The sequence below is a fragment of the Gemmatimonadaceae bacterium genome, assembly GCA_035606695.1.
Classification (GTDB): Bacteria; Gemmatimonadota; Gemmatimonadetes; order Gemmatimonadales; family Gemmatimonadaceae; genus JAQBQB01.
The window spans coordinates 150823-167671 of the sequence record DATNEW010000043.1; the positions used below are offsets into that span (position 1 = coordinate 150823).

The following is a 16849-nucleotide window of genomic DNA, read 5'->3' on the forward strand; positions in this document are numbered from 1 at the left end:
CGTGATCCCGTCGCTTGCGGGCCGAGTCACCGCCATCGTCTTCGAGCCGCGTTCCTTCTCCGACGCGTCGTCGTTCGTGGTGTGGGTGGGAACGCGCGATGGTGTCGTGCTCCGGATCGACGGCGAAACGACGCGCGCATTCCGCGCCTTTCCGTCGAGCGCGGTACGCACGCTCACGTTCTCCGCCGACGCGGCGTCGATTCTCACGAGCGACGAAGCCGGTACGGTGTCCGTTCGCCGAACCGCCGACTGGTTGCGCGAGGATGATTTTACCTCGACGCAGCCGATTTCACGCGCGCACATCCTCGGCGAGCGTGCCTACGCGACGATCGACGTCCGACGAAATGGATTCATCTGGTCGCCGGACGATGGCGGAGCGCTCGTCGCCGATCCGATCTGTGTGGATGGTGTCAAACCCGCCGCGTTTGACGATTTCGGCGCAGCGCCGCTCGGCAATCGATTCACGCTTCGCAGTTCGCTGAACTGGATGCTGTGGGACCGGCCGAGCAATCGCGTCACGTCCACGAAGGGTCCGGTGGACGGTTCCAAACTCGCCTACATGAGTGGAATCACCGGCCTGTCCGAAACGGGCGGATACTTCTTCATTCACTGGGACGAGCTCAAGGTTTTCGACGTGGAAACGGCGAAGCGCGTGTGGGACTCGACCATCGTCCGTGGCGCGTCCTGTGCCGCGCTCTCGGACGACGGCAACGTCCTCATCGTCGGCGGCCGGGAAGGGCACATCACCGTCGTCAGCGGTCCGTCGCTGCCGCGCGTCAGCGTACGTCCCACAGCCGACGAGATCGAGCGCGTGACTCTCGCGCCCGACGCGAGCGTTGTTTGCTGGTTGGACGACAGCGGCGGTTTTGGAATCGTGGACGCCACATCGGGTGCCGAGCTCGTGACCCGCGCGCGCGGCCTCGAGCTTGTTGGGTGATCGCTAGCTGCTTCGCTCGCTCGCCGTCTTGAGCACGTGCCCCGATTGCGGCGCGTTCGGCTTCACGCGAACGCTCTTCGCGGGAATGCCAACGTAGACGTGATACGGCCGTACGTCCTTCGTGGCGACGGCCATCGCGCCGACCATGCCCTGCTCGTGCACGTGAACGCCCGCCAGCACCGTCGCGTGATACGTGATCCGGACACCGTCGTCGATCACCGTGCACGCGTTCGTCACCTCGCGCTGCTCGACGATACTGTGCGTGTGACTGTAGACGTTCGCGTAATCGCTGATCGAAACGTTGTTGCCGAGGCGAATGCCGCCGCGGTCGTCGAGCAGGACCTGGCGATGCACGACGACATTATCGCCGACTTCCATGTTGTATCCGAACGAAAACTCGACGTTGTGAAACGCCTTGAAGTTCTCGCCGCAGCGCTTGAAGATGTGCCGTGCCAGGACGCGCCGCAGCTCGACACCGAGCCACACGTTCTGTCCGCCGACCGGGCTGCGGTCGAACGAGTACCACAACCACAGCAACGGCTTCACCCGTTGAAAGCGTGTTTCGTCGCAGTCGCCGTAGTATTCCGGCTCGAGGGTGACGTGGCGCGGGTCCATCGCCGCCAGCGCGAGCCGCGTGGGCGCCGCCAGCTTCGGATCGGCCATGGCCGTTTCCCAATTCTCCGCGAACTCCGGATAGTAGAGCGACGTCAGCGTTCGCCGACACAACTCGGCGCGATCGGTGGCGTCGTCCGCGAGTTGGTGGGCGAGTGACTCGAGCCATTCAGCGGCGGCGCCGCGAGTCGGCGAGTCGGCGATCTTGCGAAGTGGAAGATAGGGCATGGCGGTTACGGATGTGCGCCCGCACGCGCACGGACACTGGCGCGCTCGGCATCGAGCTTCTTGAGGATATCGTCCAAACTCCAGTCGGTGTTACGCTCGGCGCCCATGGTGACCGAGAGCGGCTGCGTGACGTCGACTCCCTCCTCGAACAACAATAATCCGGCCTGGGTGTCGCGCGGCTGCAGCCGCTGATCGCCAAAGCCGCCGGTGATCGGAATGACGTCGAACGGGCGATACTCGCGCCCGCCGGAAAGAATTGAAAAGTCCGTGGGTACGAAATGGGCGTCGGGGGTCAATCCATAAAATCGAACGTACCACACGCGCGGATTCTGAATGCCACGCAGCTGCGCACGTTGCGCAATCTGCTGCCGCTTTGCCTCGAGGATCGAGCGCATCGAACGGTAGCTGTCCGGCGCGAGGAGCCGAATGATCGACTCATCGAGCGGCAGCGCGGTGACGCGCACGCCGTTCGGCTGGAGAATGATCGAGATGTCGTCCTGGTGCAGTGTGCCATAGCCCGGGGGCACGAGCGCGGTGCTCATCGAGTCGCGCGTGACGCGCGCCGGTGGAAGTGCCGGCGGCGATTGCGTGGCCGGCGGCTGCGAGCCACATGCGGCGAGAGCCATTGCCGCCGAGAGCGTCGAACGGCGCATCACGACGTCGCCTTCCACGAGGGCTGCTCGAGGAGTGCGCTCATTGCTTCGGCGAGATCCGGACGTCCTTCGCCGGTCACCGCGCTGAACGGAATGACTTGTTCTTCATCGAGTCCGACGCTGGCGCAAATCTCCGTCATGTGCCGCCGCCGTTCGGCCGGGCGCAGCTTGTCGATCTTGGTCAGCACGACGATCGTCGGCACACCCAGCTCGCTCAGGAAATCGAGCATCTGCCGGTCGTCGTTGGTGGGATCGTGACGCGCGTCCAGCAAGAGCACGATGCCGCGCAGCTGCGCGCTCGAGCTCAGATAGCTCTCGATGAGCGGCTTCCACTCCGCGCGCCGTTCCTTCGAGATGCGCGCGTAGCCGTAGCCCGGCAGATCGACGAGCACGAACGCGTCGTTGACCTTGAAGAAATTCACTTCGCGCGTGCGTCCCGGCGTGTTGCTGACGCGCGCGAACTTCTTGCGATGAATGAGACGGTTGAGGAGCGACGACTTGCCGACGTTCGATCGTCCCGCGAAGGCGATCTCGGGCAGCGTCACTTCCGGACGCCAGCCGCCCAGACTCGCCATGCCGCCGATGAACTCGAGCGAGCGAATGACGAGCGGATCGCGCGTGCCCGCGACTGGGGCGTCGTCCGAGTCGTCCGACATCAGTTCGGCGCGATGGCGGGTGCGTCGGCGTCACCGCGCTCGAACGCCGTCCGCGCAAGCGCGATCGCCAGCACCTCGTCCATCGATCGCACGGGATGGAACGTCACGGCGGTGCGCACTTCCTCGGGCAGCTCCTCGACGTCGCGCAAGTTCTGATGCGGAATGATGACGTGGCGAATCGCGTTGCGATGCGCCGCCACCGCCTTCTCCTTGAGGCCGCCGATCGCGAGCACGCGGCCGCGCAGCGTGATCTCGCCCGTCATCGCCACGTCGCCACGAATCGGAATGCCGGTGAGCCCGCTGACGATCGCCGTCGCGATGGCGATGCCCGCGGACGGTCCGTCTTTCGGCGTCGCGCCGGCGGGAATGTGGATGTGCAGATCGCGATTCTTGTGAAAATCGCGATCGATGCCGAGCGCTCCGGCGCGCTGCCGCGCGTAGCTCAGCGCGGCGCTCGCCGACTCCTTCATCACGTCGCCGAGCGTGCCGGTGAGATTCAGCTTGCCGCGGCCGGGAATGACGCTGACTTCGATCTCGAGCACGTCGCCGCCGACGCTCGTGTACGCGAGGCCGGTGGCGACGCCGACCTTCGCCTCGAGCGTGAGGAGCGACGGATCGTACGGGGGAATGCCGAGCAGGTCCTTGAGGTCCGACGCCCGAACGGCGGTGCTCGCGGGCGTACTCGCGGCCGTACTCACTGCCGCGCGGTGCTCCGCGCGCTTGCGGGCGAGCTTCCGCGCGATGCGTCCGAGCCGCCGTTCGAGCTCGCGAACGCCGGCCTCGCGGGTGTACCCCTGAACGATTGAGGGGACGACGTCGCTGTCCCACTCGACGGTCGCCGGATCCAGCCCGTTCGCGCGCAGCTGGCGGGGCACCAAGAATTGCCGCGCGATAGAATACTTCTCCTGATCGAGATACCCCGACAGGCGAATGATCTCCATGCGGTCGCGGAGCGGCTCCGGCACCTGCGGCAGGTAGTTCGCCGTCGTCAGGAACAGCACCTGCGACAGGTCGTAATCAACCTCTAAATAGTGATCGTTAAAGGCCCGGTTCTGCTCGGGGTCGAGCACCTCGAGCAAGGCGGCCGCCGGATCGCCGCGATAGTCGGTGCCGAGCTTGTCGATCTCGTCGAGCAACACGACCGGATTCACCACTTCGGCCTTGCGCATCGCCTGAATGACGCGGCCGGGCATCGATCCGATGTACGTGCGGCGATGCCCGCGAATCTCCGCCTCGTCGCGCACGCCGCCCAACGACATCCGCACGAACTTGCGGCCGAGCGCGCGCGCGACCGAGCGGCCGAGCGACGTCTTGCCGACGCCCGGCGGCCCGACGAGGCAGAGAATCGGTCCTTCCATGCGCTCGACCAGCGACAACACGCCGATGTAGTCGAGAATGCGATCCTTCACTTCCTCGAGACCGTAGTGATCCTCATCGAGGATGCGCCGCGCGTGCGCGACGTCGAGGATGTCGTCGGTGCGTTCCGTCCACGGCAGCGCGACGATCCAATCGACGAAGTTGCGCGCGACCGTCGACTCGGGAGAGAGCGGCGACATGCGCCGAAGCTTGCGCACTTCGCGCAGCACGCGCGTCTTCACCGCGTCGGGAAGCTTGCGGGCTTCCACTTGTCGCTCGAGCTCCAGCACGTCGTCCGTCTCGTCGTTGCCGAGCTCGCGATGAATGGCCTTGAGCTGCTCCTGCAGATAGAACTCGCGCTGATTCTGGAACAACGACCCGCGTACTTCCTCGTCGAGCTTTCGCTCGAGGCGCAGCAGCTCCGTCTCGCTGCCGAGCACCTGGCTCAGCGCGTCGAAGAGCGCGGTGATCGTAGGCGCCTCGAGCAGCGTTTGCCGCACCTCGACGCGCACCGCGAGATGCGCGGCGATACCGTACGCTTGCCGCACGATCGAGTCCGCGCCCTGCACGAGGGCGACGACTTCGTTCGGAATGCGCCGGTGCAGCGACACGTATTCCTCGAACAGCGCGAGCACGCGGCGCACGAGAATCTGGAGTGCTTCGGGATCCTCGATCTCCTGCTCGGGTTCGTCGGCAATCGACGCGCGCAGAATACCCGCTCCGGGGATGTATCGCGACACGCGCCCGCGCGACAATCCCTCGACGAGCACGCGCGCGGTACCGTTGGCCTGCCGCGTCGCTTGCACGATGCGCGCGACGGTGCCGACCCGATGCAGATCGCCCGCCGCCGGTTCTTCAGTGTCCGCGCTGCGTTGCGTGACGAGAAACAGCATGCCGCCTTCCGCCGCCGCGGCTTCGATGGCGCCGAGCGACGCCTGGCGTCCGACGAGCAGCGGCATGGCCACGTAGGGAAACACGACGACGTCGCGCAGCGGCAGGACAGCGAGGCGCTTGAAATCCGGTGTGGCGGGGGTGTGGTCGGGCGCGGAAGGCATACCTCAAAGATACGACCGATTCGCGGAGTGCGGGGCGTTCAGGCTGTGCTCCGGCCCCCTTCCGCACGCCGCTCGTCGGGCTGGCCATGGTGTATCCTGAGCGCGTGTCATTCCGAGCGCAGCGAGGAATCTGGCGTCCCGGCGGATTGGCCGGCCACGCGACCGGGACGTTGGATCCCTCGCCTTCGCTACGCTCCGGCTCGGGATGACAACGGTGCGGTTTGGTCGCGCCGTTCGATACGCGGTACACACCCTCATAAAAAAAGCCCCGAGCAACTCGCCCGGGGCTTTCGAAGGTCACGCTTCCTTCTTCTTCCGCTGCGGCGAAATCTCGAGCAGCGGCGCCGTTCCGTTCATCACCGAGCTCTCGGTGACCTTGACCTCTTCGACGTCTTCGCGCGTCGGGAGATCGAACATCACCTCGGTAAGCAGCTCCTCGAGGATGGCGCGCAAGCCGCGCGCGCCCGTGCCGCGCTTGAGCGCCTTCTGCGCCACCGCGCGCAACGCCGTGTCCTCGAACGTCAGCTTCACTTCCTCGAGCTCGAACAATTTGGCGTACTGCTTCGTGAGCGCGTTCTTGGGCTCCCGCAGAATACGCACGAGCGCATCCTCGTCGAGCGCCTCGAGCGCAACCGCGACCGGCAGACGGCCGACCAGCTCGGGAATCAGGCCGAACCGCAGCAGATCGTCCGGTTCCACCTCGGCGAATGGATTCTTCGCCTGCATCGGCGTGCGCGCTTCGTCGGCGGCCTTGTTGAAGCCGATCGCGCGACGCCCCGTGCGTGCTTCGATGATCTTCTCGAGACCGTCGAAGGCGCCGCCGCAAATGAACAAAATGTCCTTGGTGTTGATCTGGATGTATTCCTGCTGCGGATGCTTGCGGCCGCCTTGCGGCGGAACGCTCGCTACCGTGCCTTCCAGAATCTTGAGCAGCGCCTGCTGCACGCCTTCGCCCGACACGTCGCGCGTGATGCTGGGATTCTCCGACTTGCGCGCGATCTTGTCGATTTCGTCGATGTACACAATTCCGCGCTCGCATTCGGCGACGTTGAAGTCGCCCGCCTGGAGCAGCCGCACGAGAATGTTCTCGACGTCCTCACCGACGTAGCCCGCTTCCGTCAGCGTCGTGGCGTCCGCGATGGTGAACGGCACGTCGAGGATGCGCGCCAGCGTCTGCGCGAGCAGCGTCTTGCCGACGCCCGTCGGACCGATCAGCAGAATGTTGGACTTGTCGAGCTCCACGTCGTCGTCACGCAGCGACGCGGAATTGATGCGCTTGTAGTGATTGTATACCGCCACCGACAGGGCCTTCTTGGCCTTTTCCTGCCCGATCACGTACTGATCGAGGGTGTCCTTGATTTCCTGCGGCGTCGGAACCTGCGTGATCGCCTCAGCGACCTCGCGCTCTTCGTCCTCGGCAAGGATCTCATTGCAGAGAGCGATGCACTCGTTGCAGATGTAGACCGACGGACCGGAGATGAACTTCCGAACCGAGTCCTTTGACTTTCCGCAGAACGAGCAACGCAGGTGTTTGTCGTGCGACATGACAGCTCACTCAACAGGTGATGCGGTTGCCCAAGCGGCCGATATCCGTTCGTCCGGGATACCACCACGGGGAAGGGAAGAGCCCGGCAGGGTGGGGTCTGTCTAAGAGTTAAGGACCCGACACGAGCCAAGCAAGAGACGATCTATTCCAGGTCGGGAAACGGAGCCGCGAATCGGGGAATGAGCCCGCGATTCGCGGCTTCCGAATGCCGATCATTTCGTGACGGCCGCCAGCGCGCTCGGCTCGACGATCTCGCCGCGATGCGTGATCACATTGTCCACGAGGCCGTACTCCTTGGCTTCCTCGGCGGACAGATACCGGTCGCGGTCGGTGTCGCGCTCGATGCGCTCGATCGACTGCCCCGTGTGCTTGCTCAGGAGCTCGTTCATCTTCGCGCGGAGGTAGAGAATCTCCTTCGCTTGAATCTCGATGTCCGACGCCGTGCCGCCGCCGCCCGACTGCGACGGTTGGTGAATCATGATTCTCGAATGCGGCAGCGCCGATCGCTTGCCCTTGCGGCCGGCGCCGAGCAGGAACGCGCCCATGCTGGCCGCAAGTCCCATGCAGATCGTGTTCACCGGCGATTTCATGTACTGCATCGTGTCGTAGATCGCGAGCCCCGCCGACACGCTGCCGCCCGGGCTGTTGATGTACAGGAAAATGTCGCGATCCGGATTGTCCGCCTCGAGAAACAACATCTGCGCGATGATGATGTTCGCGACGTCATCGTTCACCGGCGTGCCGAGGAAAATGATGCGATCCATCAGCAGGCGGCTGAAGATGTCGTAGCTTCGCTCGCCGCGCGGCGAGCGTTCGATCACATATGGAGGATAAATGGTGGGCATCTCGGTAAGGGGTAGTCGATAGTCGGGAATCAATGATTGGAAAACAGGTGCTTGGCCGGCACTACTCCACGCCCTACTCCACCGTGTTTCGCTCCATCAACCATTTGAAGACTTTCTCTTCGGTGATGCTTTGCTCGATCTCGCGCAGGCGTCCCGCCTTTTGCAGCGACGCATACACCTGACCCGGATCGGCCCCGCGCTGATTCGCGACTTCGGCGACGCGATCGTCGATGTCCGCTTCCGTCGCCTTGAGACCTTCCTTCTCGGCAACCGTCTCGACGATGAGATCGCGGCGCACCTGCCGTTCGGCGATGGGACGGAATTCCTGGCGGAACTTCTCGCGATCCTCCTCAGGAACTTGATACGCCTGCATGTACCCGTCGATGAGCTGATTGACCCAGCTGGGCGGAATGCCGAACGGGTTGGCTTCCGCGATCTGGTCGACGAGTTGCTGGCGCACCGCGGCTTCCGCTTCGCGCGACGCATGCTCCTGGAGATCCTTGCGCACCGTGGTGTGCAGCGCGTCGAGCGACTCGAAGTCGCCGACTTCGCGCGCGAACGCGTCGTCGAGCGTCGGCAGCGCCTTGCGCTTCACCTCGAGCAGATTGACGCGCACGGGCTTCGTCTTGCCGCGCTGCGCTTCGTCGGGAAAGTCGTCGGGCCAGCGCACGGATTTCTCCGCGCTCGCTCCGGGCGTGAGCTCCATGATGAGCTCTTCGACGCCGGGAATCGCCTGGCCGGAGCCCAAGACGAGCGGATACTCGCGCGCCTCTGGGAACTCGCCGTTCTCTTCCGCCGTCGCCAGCTGCACGCGCACCATGTCGCCCGGCGCGGGCTTGTCCTCGACGGGCATCCACGCCGCCTTCTGTTCGCGCATCTGTTCGACTTGCTCGCGCACGTTCTCGTCGGTGATCGCGCTCTGGGCGCGCGTCAACTTGAATCCCTGCACGCGGGCGAGATCGATTTCGGGCCGCACCTCGACGTGCAGCTCGAAGGACATCGGCTGGCCTTCCTCGAATTTGAGATCGTGAATGTGCGGCTGCGCGGCGACCTTCAGCTGCTCACGACTCATCACTTCCTGAAACGCTTCCTGGACGAGCGTCTCGATGACCTGCTGCCGAATCGCATCGCGAAAACGCTTCTTGACCATGGCCGGCGGCGCCTTGCCCGGACGGAACCCGGGAAGCCGAACGCTGGTGGCGTACCGGCGTGCCGCCTGGTCTTCGGCATCGCGGACCGCCTCGACGGACACCTTGACCTCGATCAGGCGCTCGAGTCCGTCGGTCTTCTTGGGCGTGATTTCGATGTTCATGGAGGTGAAAGCTAACGAGCCGATAGGCGCGAGACATCGTGCCCGGTAGTTCGTGTCCGCTTCTATTATTGAGGACCCCTTTTTATACGGCCCGTGTATAGTTGGGCCTGCCAACGTACCGACCTTTTCCGGGTTACCGCATGCGTTTGAAAAGTCTGATGGGCGCACTCGTGTTCGTGACGGCGGCGATCGTCGCACCGGCGTCGTACGTTCAGGCGCAGGTACAGGCGTCGTCGCAGCCGCTCGTGCCAATTCCGTCGCGCACGTACATCGGCTTCAATCCGATCGGTTTGCCGGCCGACATCGGAACGCTGGAGGTCGAGACGGCGGTCGCCCCGGGGGTCACGCTCGGCGGCGTGGGCTCGTACATCGACGTGAGCGACAATCGTTTCACGACGTTCGAGATGAAAGGGCGATACTACCCGGCCGGTGTCGTGCTTCGCGGGGCGTCGGTGGGCGCGACGCTTGGGTACACGCGCTTTGCAAATCTCGTCGACATCTTCAATGGCCAGACCAGCGAGCAAGAGCGGCGGACGTTGAGCGCGCCGACCTTGGGAATCATTGTCGACTACAACTGGATATATGGCCGGGACCAGCACTTCCTCATCGGGACGGGGATTGGCGCCAAACGCGTCCTGGCGTCGTCCGCGGCGCGGGATTCGGCCAGCGTGGATCGCGCCGTAGTGACCGGGCGGCTGATCATCGGGTTTGCGTTCTAGGCAACAGGCCTCACGACGGTACCAAGGGTCCACGTACGACCACGACCAGCTTGACGCGAGAGTGGCGGAACTGGCAGACGCACTGGACTTAGGATCCAGCGCCGCAAGGCTTGGGGGTTCGAGTCCCCCCTCTCGCATGTCTGTGTTTCCCGGTCCACTTTCCCGCCACCACCCTCTCACCCCAAGGGCTCGGCCATGCGCCGCTTCGTACTCATTCTCATCGCCAGCGCGTCACTCGCGGCGGTTGCCTGCACGCGGCAGACCGACGTCTTCACGCTGCCACAAACCGACGCCGACGTCACCGGCGCATTCAACCTGACCACGGCCAACGGCCGCACGCTGCCGTACACCGCGATCGTGACGCTCACCGAGCAGCAGGAGGTTGTCTCGGACCAGATCGTGATCCTGGCCAACAACACGTGGGTGGACAGCACCTCGTACATCAACACCTCGCTGGTCGACGGCTCGACCAGCACGAGCTCGACGGCGAGCGCCGGCACCTACAAGGTGGCCGACGGCAAGATCACGTTCATCATGACCCAGGGCGGCACGACGATCTTCGCCGGTGCGGTCACCGGCAGCACGCTGACGGTGCTCTTCAACGGCCAGCCGTTCGTCTACATGAAGTAGGACAGCAGGAGCGGGCTCGCTCGGCGGGAACAATCGCCGACAGTGGCACAAAAAAAGCGGGGCGTCGCGTAGCGACGCCCCGCTTTCCATTTCTGTAATACCCGAAAATTAATAGCCAAACAGTACTATTTCTTACTTGTCGACCTGGATGCTCACCGCGTCCGTCTGGCAGGTGCCGTCCGGCGCGCACGCCGCGATCTTGAGCTCGATGACGTCCCCGCGCTTGAGCGATCCCACCGCCGCCTGCAGATCGTCCACCGATTTGATGTCGCGCTTCGTCGGATACAACTCCCCGACGATGATGTAGTTCGGGAACAGTTTGCGATACGACGCACCGCTGCCCGCCACGCTCATGACGCGCACGCCGCTGCGATACATGCTCTTCAGGCGAAGCTGCTGCGCGAAGTCCGTCGACACCGGAGCGACCGTGATGCCAAGCTGATCGTTCTGCTTCGCCGCCGGCGTCGTGCGATCGGCGGTCGGCGGCGCGCCCGACTCCTCGTCGTTCGCCGCAACCGTCGTCGGCTGATCGGCCGCCTCGGTGAGCTTGATGTGGAATGACTTCTTGTCGTGGAAGCGCATGACGTCGAGATCCACGACGTCTCCCGGCTTGTAGCCGCGAATGATGCGCTGCAGCGTGTTCACCTGATCGACCGGCTTGCCCGCCGCCGCGACGATGATGTCGCCGATCTCGATGCCGGCCTTCTGCGCCGGACTGTCGCCGCCGTCGGGGAACCCCGTGACCTTGGCGCCACCGACTTGCGCGAGACCAGCCGCCTTGGCGTCTTCGGGCGTGACGTCGAGCAGCGTCACGCCGACGACCGCGCGCTTGATCTTGCCGTACTTGATCAGGTCGTCCATCACCTGCTTGGCGAGCGTGATGGGAATCGCGAAGCCGTAGCCGGCGTAGTAGCCCGTGCCGCTCGCGATCGCGCTGTTGATGCCGATCACGTCACCGCGAATGTTGAGCAGTGGTCCGCCCGAGTTGCCTGGATTGATGGCGGCGTCGGTCTGGATGTAGTCGGTGATCGCGTATGGATTGGTGCCGTTCGGGTTGAGCAACCCGGCCTGGTTGCGTCCCTTCGCGCTCACGATGCCCGCGGTGACCGTGAAGTCGAGCTGCAGCGGATTGCCGATCGCCAGCACCCACTGGCCGACGCGCGCTTTCGCGTCGTCGCCCAGGCTCAACGTCGGGAAGTTCGAGCCGTCGATCCTGATCACGGCGACGTCCGTCGTCGGATCGCGGCCGACGACCTTCGCCGAATGGACGGTCTTGTCGAAGAGCGTCACCGTCACCTTGTCGGCATCAGCGACGACGTGGTTGTTCGTGAGGATGTAGCCGTCGGGCGAGACGATGAAGCCCGAGCCGCTCGCCTCCTCCGGCTGATCGGACGGCGACTGATCGAAGTTGCGGAAGAAATCCTCGATCCCTGGCGGCAGCGGCTGGCCGTTGCGGCCGCGCACGCGCGCGGGGCGCTGCTTCGCGAAGCGCTCGGTCTCGATCGAGACGACTGCTGGGCGCGCGTGATCGGCTACCGCCTCGAACGCCGACTCGAGATCCGCCGCCGGCGCGACCTGCGCCGCACTCGGCTTGTTGGATGTCGAGGAGACTCGACCCTGCGCCCAGCCGAAGCGCGTGAGGTCGAAGCCCGAGGCGAAGACGAGTCCACAGAGAAACGCGGTCACCACCGCCGCGATGAACCGCGCGCGTGAATATCTCGGATTCATGGAACGTCACCTGACCGGTTGAGAAAGACGCCACATAAGACACGCCGAGCCCAGCCGAGGTTTCCTGGCGGCGGGCGTCGTCGGGTCGCTTCTGCAAGTTGCACTGGTGGCCCGCGACCCACCAGTCAGACGCGCACTGCGCGTGCCAGCCTGGCGTATGGGAACTGTCAGGCTGCGAGAAACTGCAACAGCATTTGGCGCGGACGCCACGGACACTGCACGGGCACGGCACCGACGCGAGAGTGTCGTACACTCTCTATCCTCAAACGCCCAACGAGCCCAGAATTTTCTGAGGAACGGCCTCGAGACGCCTCGCGTGGCACCCTGAGGTCGTTCGCAACGAACAAGTTCAGGGCTCGTTGGGAGCGGCGGCCGAGATGCCGTACACACTTTCCCGTCCGCGTGGTGTCAGTGCGGTGCCCGCGTGTGTCCGCGCGCGCACGCTGTTCCGCCGTTTTCAAAACGAAATACGGCCCACGCCGCATGCGTGGGCCGTATCCGCCAAATCAAATGCTACTTCTTTGAATCGTCGACGATCTCGTAATCCGCCTCGACGACGTCCTCATTGCCCGGTTGTGGACCGCCGGCCGCTGGGCCCTCGCCCCCGGTCGGGCCGCTAGCCGCCGGGCCGGGCTCACCGCCCGGCTGGCTCTGTGCCTGCGACTGCGCATAGAACGACTGGCCGGCTTCGCTGAACGTGCGATTCAGCTCTTCCTGCGCCGCGCGAATCTCGTTCATGTCGTCGCCGCGAAGCGCCTTGCGTGCACGCTCCACCGAGGCCTCGAGCTTCGACTTGAGCTCGGGCGACAGCTTGTCCGACCACTCCTTCGAGTTCTTCTCGACTTCGTACGTCATGCTGTCGAGCCGGTTGCGCGTATCGATCTCCTCTCGGCGCTTCTTGTCTTCCTCCGCGTTCTTCTCGGCGTCCTTGACCATCTTGTCGATGTCGGAGTCCGACAGCCCGCTCGACGCTTCGATGCGGATCTTCTGCTCCTTCGACGTGGCCTTGTCCTTCGCGGACACATGGAGAATGCCGTTCGCGTCGATGTCGAACGTGACTTCGACCTGCGGCATGCCGCGCGGAGCGGGTGGAATGCCCGTGAGCTGGAATTTCCCGATCGTGCGATTGTCGCGCGCGAGCTCGCGCTCGCCCTGCAGCACGTGAATCTCGACCGTCGTCTGATTGTCGTCCGCCGTCGAGAACGTCTCCGACTTTTTCGTCGGAATGGTCGTGTTGCGCGGGATGAGCACCGTCGTGACGCCGCCGAGTGTCTCGATGCCGAGCGAGAGTGGGGTGACGTCGAGGAGCAGCACGTCCTTCTGCTCGCCGGTCAGCACCGCGCCCTGAATCGCCGCGCCGATCGCCACGACTTCATCGGGATTCACCGAGCGGTTCGGCTCCTTGCCGAAATAATTCTTTACGACTTCCTGAATCTTCGGAATGCGCGTCGAGCCGCCGACGAGAATGACCTCGTCGATGTCCTTGGGCTCGAGGCCCGCGTCCTTGAGCGCCTTCTTCATGGGCTCGAGTGTGCGCTGGATGAGATCATCCACGAGCTGCTCGAACTTCGCGCGGCTCAACGTATAGTTGAGGTGCTTGGGGCCGGACTGATCGGCGGTGATGAACGGCAGATTGATGTCCGTCGAGTTCGTGCTCGACAACTCCATCTTCGCCTTCTCGGCCGCTTCCTTGAGGCGCTGGAGCGCCATCGGGTCCTTCGACAGATCGATGCCCTGGTCGCGCTTGAACTCGCCGACGATCCAGTCGATGACGCGCTGATCGAAATCGTCGCCGCCCAGGTGCGTGTCGCCGTTCGTGGACTTGACCTCGAACTGGCGCGAGCCTTCGACGTCGTACAGCTCGAGTACGGAGATGTCGTACGTGCCGCCGCCAAGGTCGAAGACCGCGACCTTTTCATCCTTCTTCTTGTCGAGACCGTAGGCGAGTGCGGCAGCCGTCGGCTCGTTGATGATGCGGAGCACGTCGAGACCGGCGATCTTGCCGGCGTCCTTGGTGGCTTGGCGCTGCGCGTCGTTGAAGTACGCGGGCACCGTGACGACGGCCTTCGTGACCGTGTTGCCGAGGTAGTCTTCGGCGGTCTGTTTCATCTTCTGGAGAATCATCGCGGAGATTTCGGGCGGCGTGTAGCGCTTGCCCTGGACCTCGACGGCGGCGACGTCGTTCGGACCGGCGACGACTTTATATGGAACGCGCTTGGTTTCGTCCTGGACCTCGTTGACGCGGCGGCCCATGAAGCGCTTGATGGAAAAGACGGTGTTTTGCGGATTGGTGACGGCCTGGCGTTTGGCGACCTGGCCGACGAGACGTTCGCCGTCTTTGGTGAATCCGACGACGGAGGGGGTCGTGCGACCGCCTTCGGCGTTCGGGATCACGATCGGGTCACCACCTTCCATGACCGCGACGACGGAGTTCGTCGTTCCGAGATCGATGCCAATGACTTTGTCGGCCATTGATTTCCTCTGTGAGCGATGGGCGTTGGGCGAAGGGCGCTGGGCGTGACAAAACACCAGCGTTCTCGCGAACTGACCGTGGTAAGGGCAAGGACGGGACCCGCTTTTTGCGTCAAACTGGCAGCCAAACGCGGCCTGAACCTTGATCTGATCGGTAGCCTCCTGTCATCCGGTCAGGGCGCACGCCCATCGCCCAACGCCCATCGCCCAACGCCCATCGCCCAACGCATGATCCCGTTGTCCGACGAAAACCCGACGCTCCACACGCCCATCATGACGTGGATCATCCTCGGCGCCATGTTCGCGGTGTGGCTGGTCGTGCAGGGCGGCGGGCTGAACGACCTCCAGCTCGTGGCCAGCATTTGCAACTACGGCATGGTGCCTGGCGAGCTGACGCATCGCGTCCCGCTCGGCACGTCGATTCCGATCGCGCCCGGGCTGGCCTGCGTGATCGACAACAGCGCAGTCAACCTCTGGACGCCGCTGACGTCGATGTTTTTGCACGGAAGCTGGAGCCACATCCTGGGCAACGCGCTCTTCTTCTGGGTGTTCGGCAACAACATTGAAGACAGCATGGGCCCGGGCCGCTTTCTCTCGTTCTACCTGCTGTGCGGCTTGATCGCGGCGGCGACGCAGGTGCTCATCACGCCGACGTCGCCGGTGCCGACCGTTGGCGCGTCCGGCGCGATCTCGGGCGTGTTGGGCGCGTACCTGGTGCTCTACCCCAAGGTGCGCGTCAACATGTTCTTCTTCTTTCTGATCTTCTTCAAGGTGATTCCGATTCCCGCCTGGCTCGTGCTGATCTGGTGGTTCGGCGTGCAGGTGCTGACGGGATTGCCGGAGCTATCGACCGTGCGGCCCGATGTATCGAGCGGCGTGGCGGTCTGGGCGCACATCGGCGGCTTCGTCGCCGGCATGCTGTTGATCAAGCTCTTCGAGAACCCGCGTCTCGTCGCGGCGCGGAACTCGATCCGCGATCAGCGCCGCTGGATGCTGCACCAGGGCGCGTGACCGCGATCAGAGTTTTCTAATAGACCGCTAATACGCGCGATGTTCGTCCCAGCGCGCGGTCCATTCGCCGCGGCCGGCCCAAGCGAGCATCGCGTCCCGCGTGACGTCGCGAAGTCCGGCGCGCAGCACGACGAGCGCGTCTTCGACGAATCCGGCGGCGGCGCCGCTCTGGCGCAGCACACATTCGATCGCGCACGCCAGCACCTCGACCTCGTACGCAATGTGCTCGGCGGTACACTGCTGCGAGCGCCGGAATGCGCCATGGCTGCGAGCCACCGTGCGCAGCTGCTCGCGGCGGTGAACGCCGTCGGGCTGGCGCCCCTCATTGAACAGCTCGTGCAAGATGCCGCGGACGTCGCCGAACGCGTCGTCGAGCGGCATGGTGCGCCACGGGAGCTCGTTCTCGAGCATGCGGCGCCATGTACGAAGTACTGCGTCGAGGCGAATCGGAATGTCATCGCCCCACGCCCCAAACGCATCATTTCGATTGTGCATGATCCCACCGTCGCCTACGGCGACGCAGCTGAAGTTCAGAGAGAACGCACGAGCAACGCGCTGCGTGCGCGAACCGAACTCAGACGGTGCGCGGTGGGTGAAACGGTGGAGATGGCGCGACGCTCGCGGGGGCGGCATCGCGTCGATCGGCCGGCATCCGGGACGACCAGCCGTCATCGGCGGAGCCCGCGAGCGAGGGCAAGCCGGCGTTGACCAGGAATGCCGCGCGCCGTGCGCCGATGCGAATGGGGCGCGCCTCGTCGACCGACGGAATGCCGTCGTCGACCGACACGCCCGATTGCGTGGTGACGAATTCGGCGTTGGCGGCGTTCGCGGTGCGATGGCGAATGACGGGAAACGCCGCGCGCAGCAGACCGGCGACAAACCCCAGCAGCACGAGTGCGGCAAACGTGCGCCGCACCGCGGTCGCCGCGACGAGGCGCAGCAGAGTCAAGCGAGACCGGGCCGGATGAATTCCCACAGCGCGAATATACGTTCGTGCGGGCGGTGGATCAACGCGTGAGCTCCCAAGCTCCCCGCGTGTCCGTGGAAATTCCATCATTGACACAACAATTTTCGTTGATATATTTTCGT

15 protein-coding genes and 1 tRNA gene are annotated in these 16849 nt (G+C 64.4%); 5 read left to right on the forward strand and 11 right to left on the reverse strand.

Annotated features, from left to right (window positions below; genetic code table 11):
• Position 1 precedes the first annotated feature (1 nt).
• Positions 2 to 937, forward strand: coding sequence for a hypothetical protein (locus VN706_23395; protein ID HXT18593.1), 936 nt, complete (start codon positions 2 to 4; stop codon positions 935 to 937).
• A gap of 3 nt (positions 938 to 940) precedes the next feature.
• Here the strand turns inward: VN706_23395 and VN706_23400 are convergent, their stop codons facing one another.
• From VN706_23400 to tig, 7 genes are all read right to left on the reverse strand, one after another.
• Entirely contained in the window at positions 941 to 1777 is an 837-nt protein-coding gene (locus VN706_23400) for an acyltransferase (GenBank protein HXT18594.1), read from the reverse strand.
• Positions 1778 to 1782: 5 nt separating this feature from the next.
• Positions 1783 to 2448: a hypothetical protein gene (locus VN706_23405; GenBank protein ID HXT18595.1), complete on the reverse strand. Its 666-nt coding sequence runs from the start codon at positions 2446 to 2448 to the stop codon at positions 1783 to 1785.
• Entirely contained in the window at positions 2430 to 3086 is a 657-nt protein-coding gene (gene yihA / locus VN706_23410) for a ribosome biogenesis GTP-binding protein YihA/YsxC (GenBank protein ID HXT18596.1), read from the reverse strand. The genes VN706_23405 and yihA overlap by 19 nt, the downstream gene beginning before the upstream one ends.
• On the reverse strand, positions 3086 to 5497 hold the full coding sequence (gene lon, locus VN706_23415; GenBank protein HXT18597.1) for an endopeptidase La: 2412 nt from the start codon (positions 5495 to 5497) through the stop codon (positions 3086 to 3088). Before lon ends, yihA begins: the two co-directional genes overlap by 1 nt.
• 297 nt (positions 5498 to 5794) lie before the next feature.
• Positions 5795 to 7042, reverse strand: a complete 1248-nt coding sequence (gene clpX / locus VN706_23420; GenBank protein HXT18598.1) for an ATP-dependent Clp protease ATP-binding subunit ClpX — start codon at positions 7040 to 7042, stop codon at positions 5795 to 5797.
• A 213-nt stretch (positions 7043 to 7255) separates the two neighbouring features.
• Positions 7256 to 7864: an ATP-dependent Clp protease proteolytic subunit gene (locus VN706_23425; GenBank protein HXT18599.1), complete on the reverse strand. Its 609-nt coding sequence runs from the start codon at positions 7862 to 7864 to the stop codon at positions 7256 to 7258.
• A 97-nt stretch (positions 7865 to 7961) separates the two neighbouring features.
• On the reverse strand, positions 7962 to 9200 hold the full coding sequence (gene tig, locus VN706_23430) for a trigger factor (GenBank protein ID HXT18600.1): 1239 nt from the start codon (positions 9198 to 9200) through the stop codon (positions 7962 to 7964).
• A gap of 140 nt (positions 9201 to 9340) precedes the next feature.
• Between tig and VN706_23435 the strand changes: the two genes are divergently transcribed.
• From VN706_23435 to VN706_23445, 3 genes are all read left to right on the forward strand, one after another.
• The gene (locus VN706_23435) at positions 9341 to 9919 is read left to right on the forward strand and encodes a hypothetical protein (protein HXT18601.1); all 579 of its coding nucleotides are present in this window, start codon (positions 9341 to 9343) and stop codon (positions 9917 to 9919) included.
• 55 nt (positions 9920 to 9974) lie between these two features.
• Positions 9975 to 10056 (forward strand) — tRNA-Leu (locus tag VN706_23440).
• 58 nt (positions 10057 to 10114) lie between these two features.
• Complete coding sequence (locus VN706_23445; protein HXT18602.1) at positions 10115 to 10549, forward strand: hypothetical protein; 435 nt, start codon at positions 10115 to 10117, stop codon at positions 10547 to 10549.
• Between the two features lie 132 nt (positions 10550 to 10681).
• On the opposite strand, the gene VN706_23450 is transcribed toward VN706_23445, so the two are convergent.
• Together VN706_23450 and dnaK are read right to left on the reverse strand one after the other, a co-directional pair.
• Positions 10682 to 12277: a trypsin-like peptidase domain-containing protein gene (locus VN706_23450; GenBank protein ID HXT18603.1), complete on the reverse strand. Its 1596-nt coding sequence runs from the start codon at positions 12275 to 12277 to the stop codon at positions 10682 to 10684.
• 513 nt (positions 12278 to 12790) lie between these two features.
• Complete coding sequence (gene dnaK / locus VN706_23455; GenBank protein HXT18604.1) at positions 12791 to 14806, reverse strand: molecular chaperone DnaK; 2016 nt, start codon at positions 14804 to 14806, stop codon at positions 12791 to 12793.
• 171 nt (positions 14807 to 14977) lie between these two features.
• Between dnaK and VN706_23460 the strand changes: the two genes are divergently transcribed.
• Entirely contained in the window at positions 14978 to 15760 is a 783-nt protein-coding gene (locus tag VN706_23460; GenBank protein ID HXT18605.1) for a rhomboid family intramembrane serine protease, read from the forward strand.
• Positions 15761 to 15787: 27 nt separating this feature from the next.
• On the opposite strand, the gene VN706_23465 is transcribed toward VN706_23460, so the two are convergent.
• Complete coding sequence (locus VN706_23465; protein HXT18606.1) at positions 15788 to 16255, reverse strand: hypothetical protein; 468 nt, start codon at positions 16253 to 16255, stop codon at positions 15788 to 15790.
• Positions 16256 to 16334: 79 nt separating this feature from the next.
• Positions 16335 to 16709, reverse strand: a complete 375-nt coding sequence (locus tag VN706_23470) for a hypothetical protein (GenBank protein ID HXT18607.1) — start codon at positions 16707 to 16709, stop codon at positions 16335 to 16337.
• Positions 16710 to 16849: the final 140 nt, after the last annotated feature.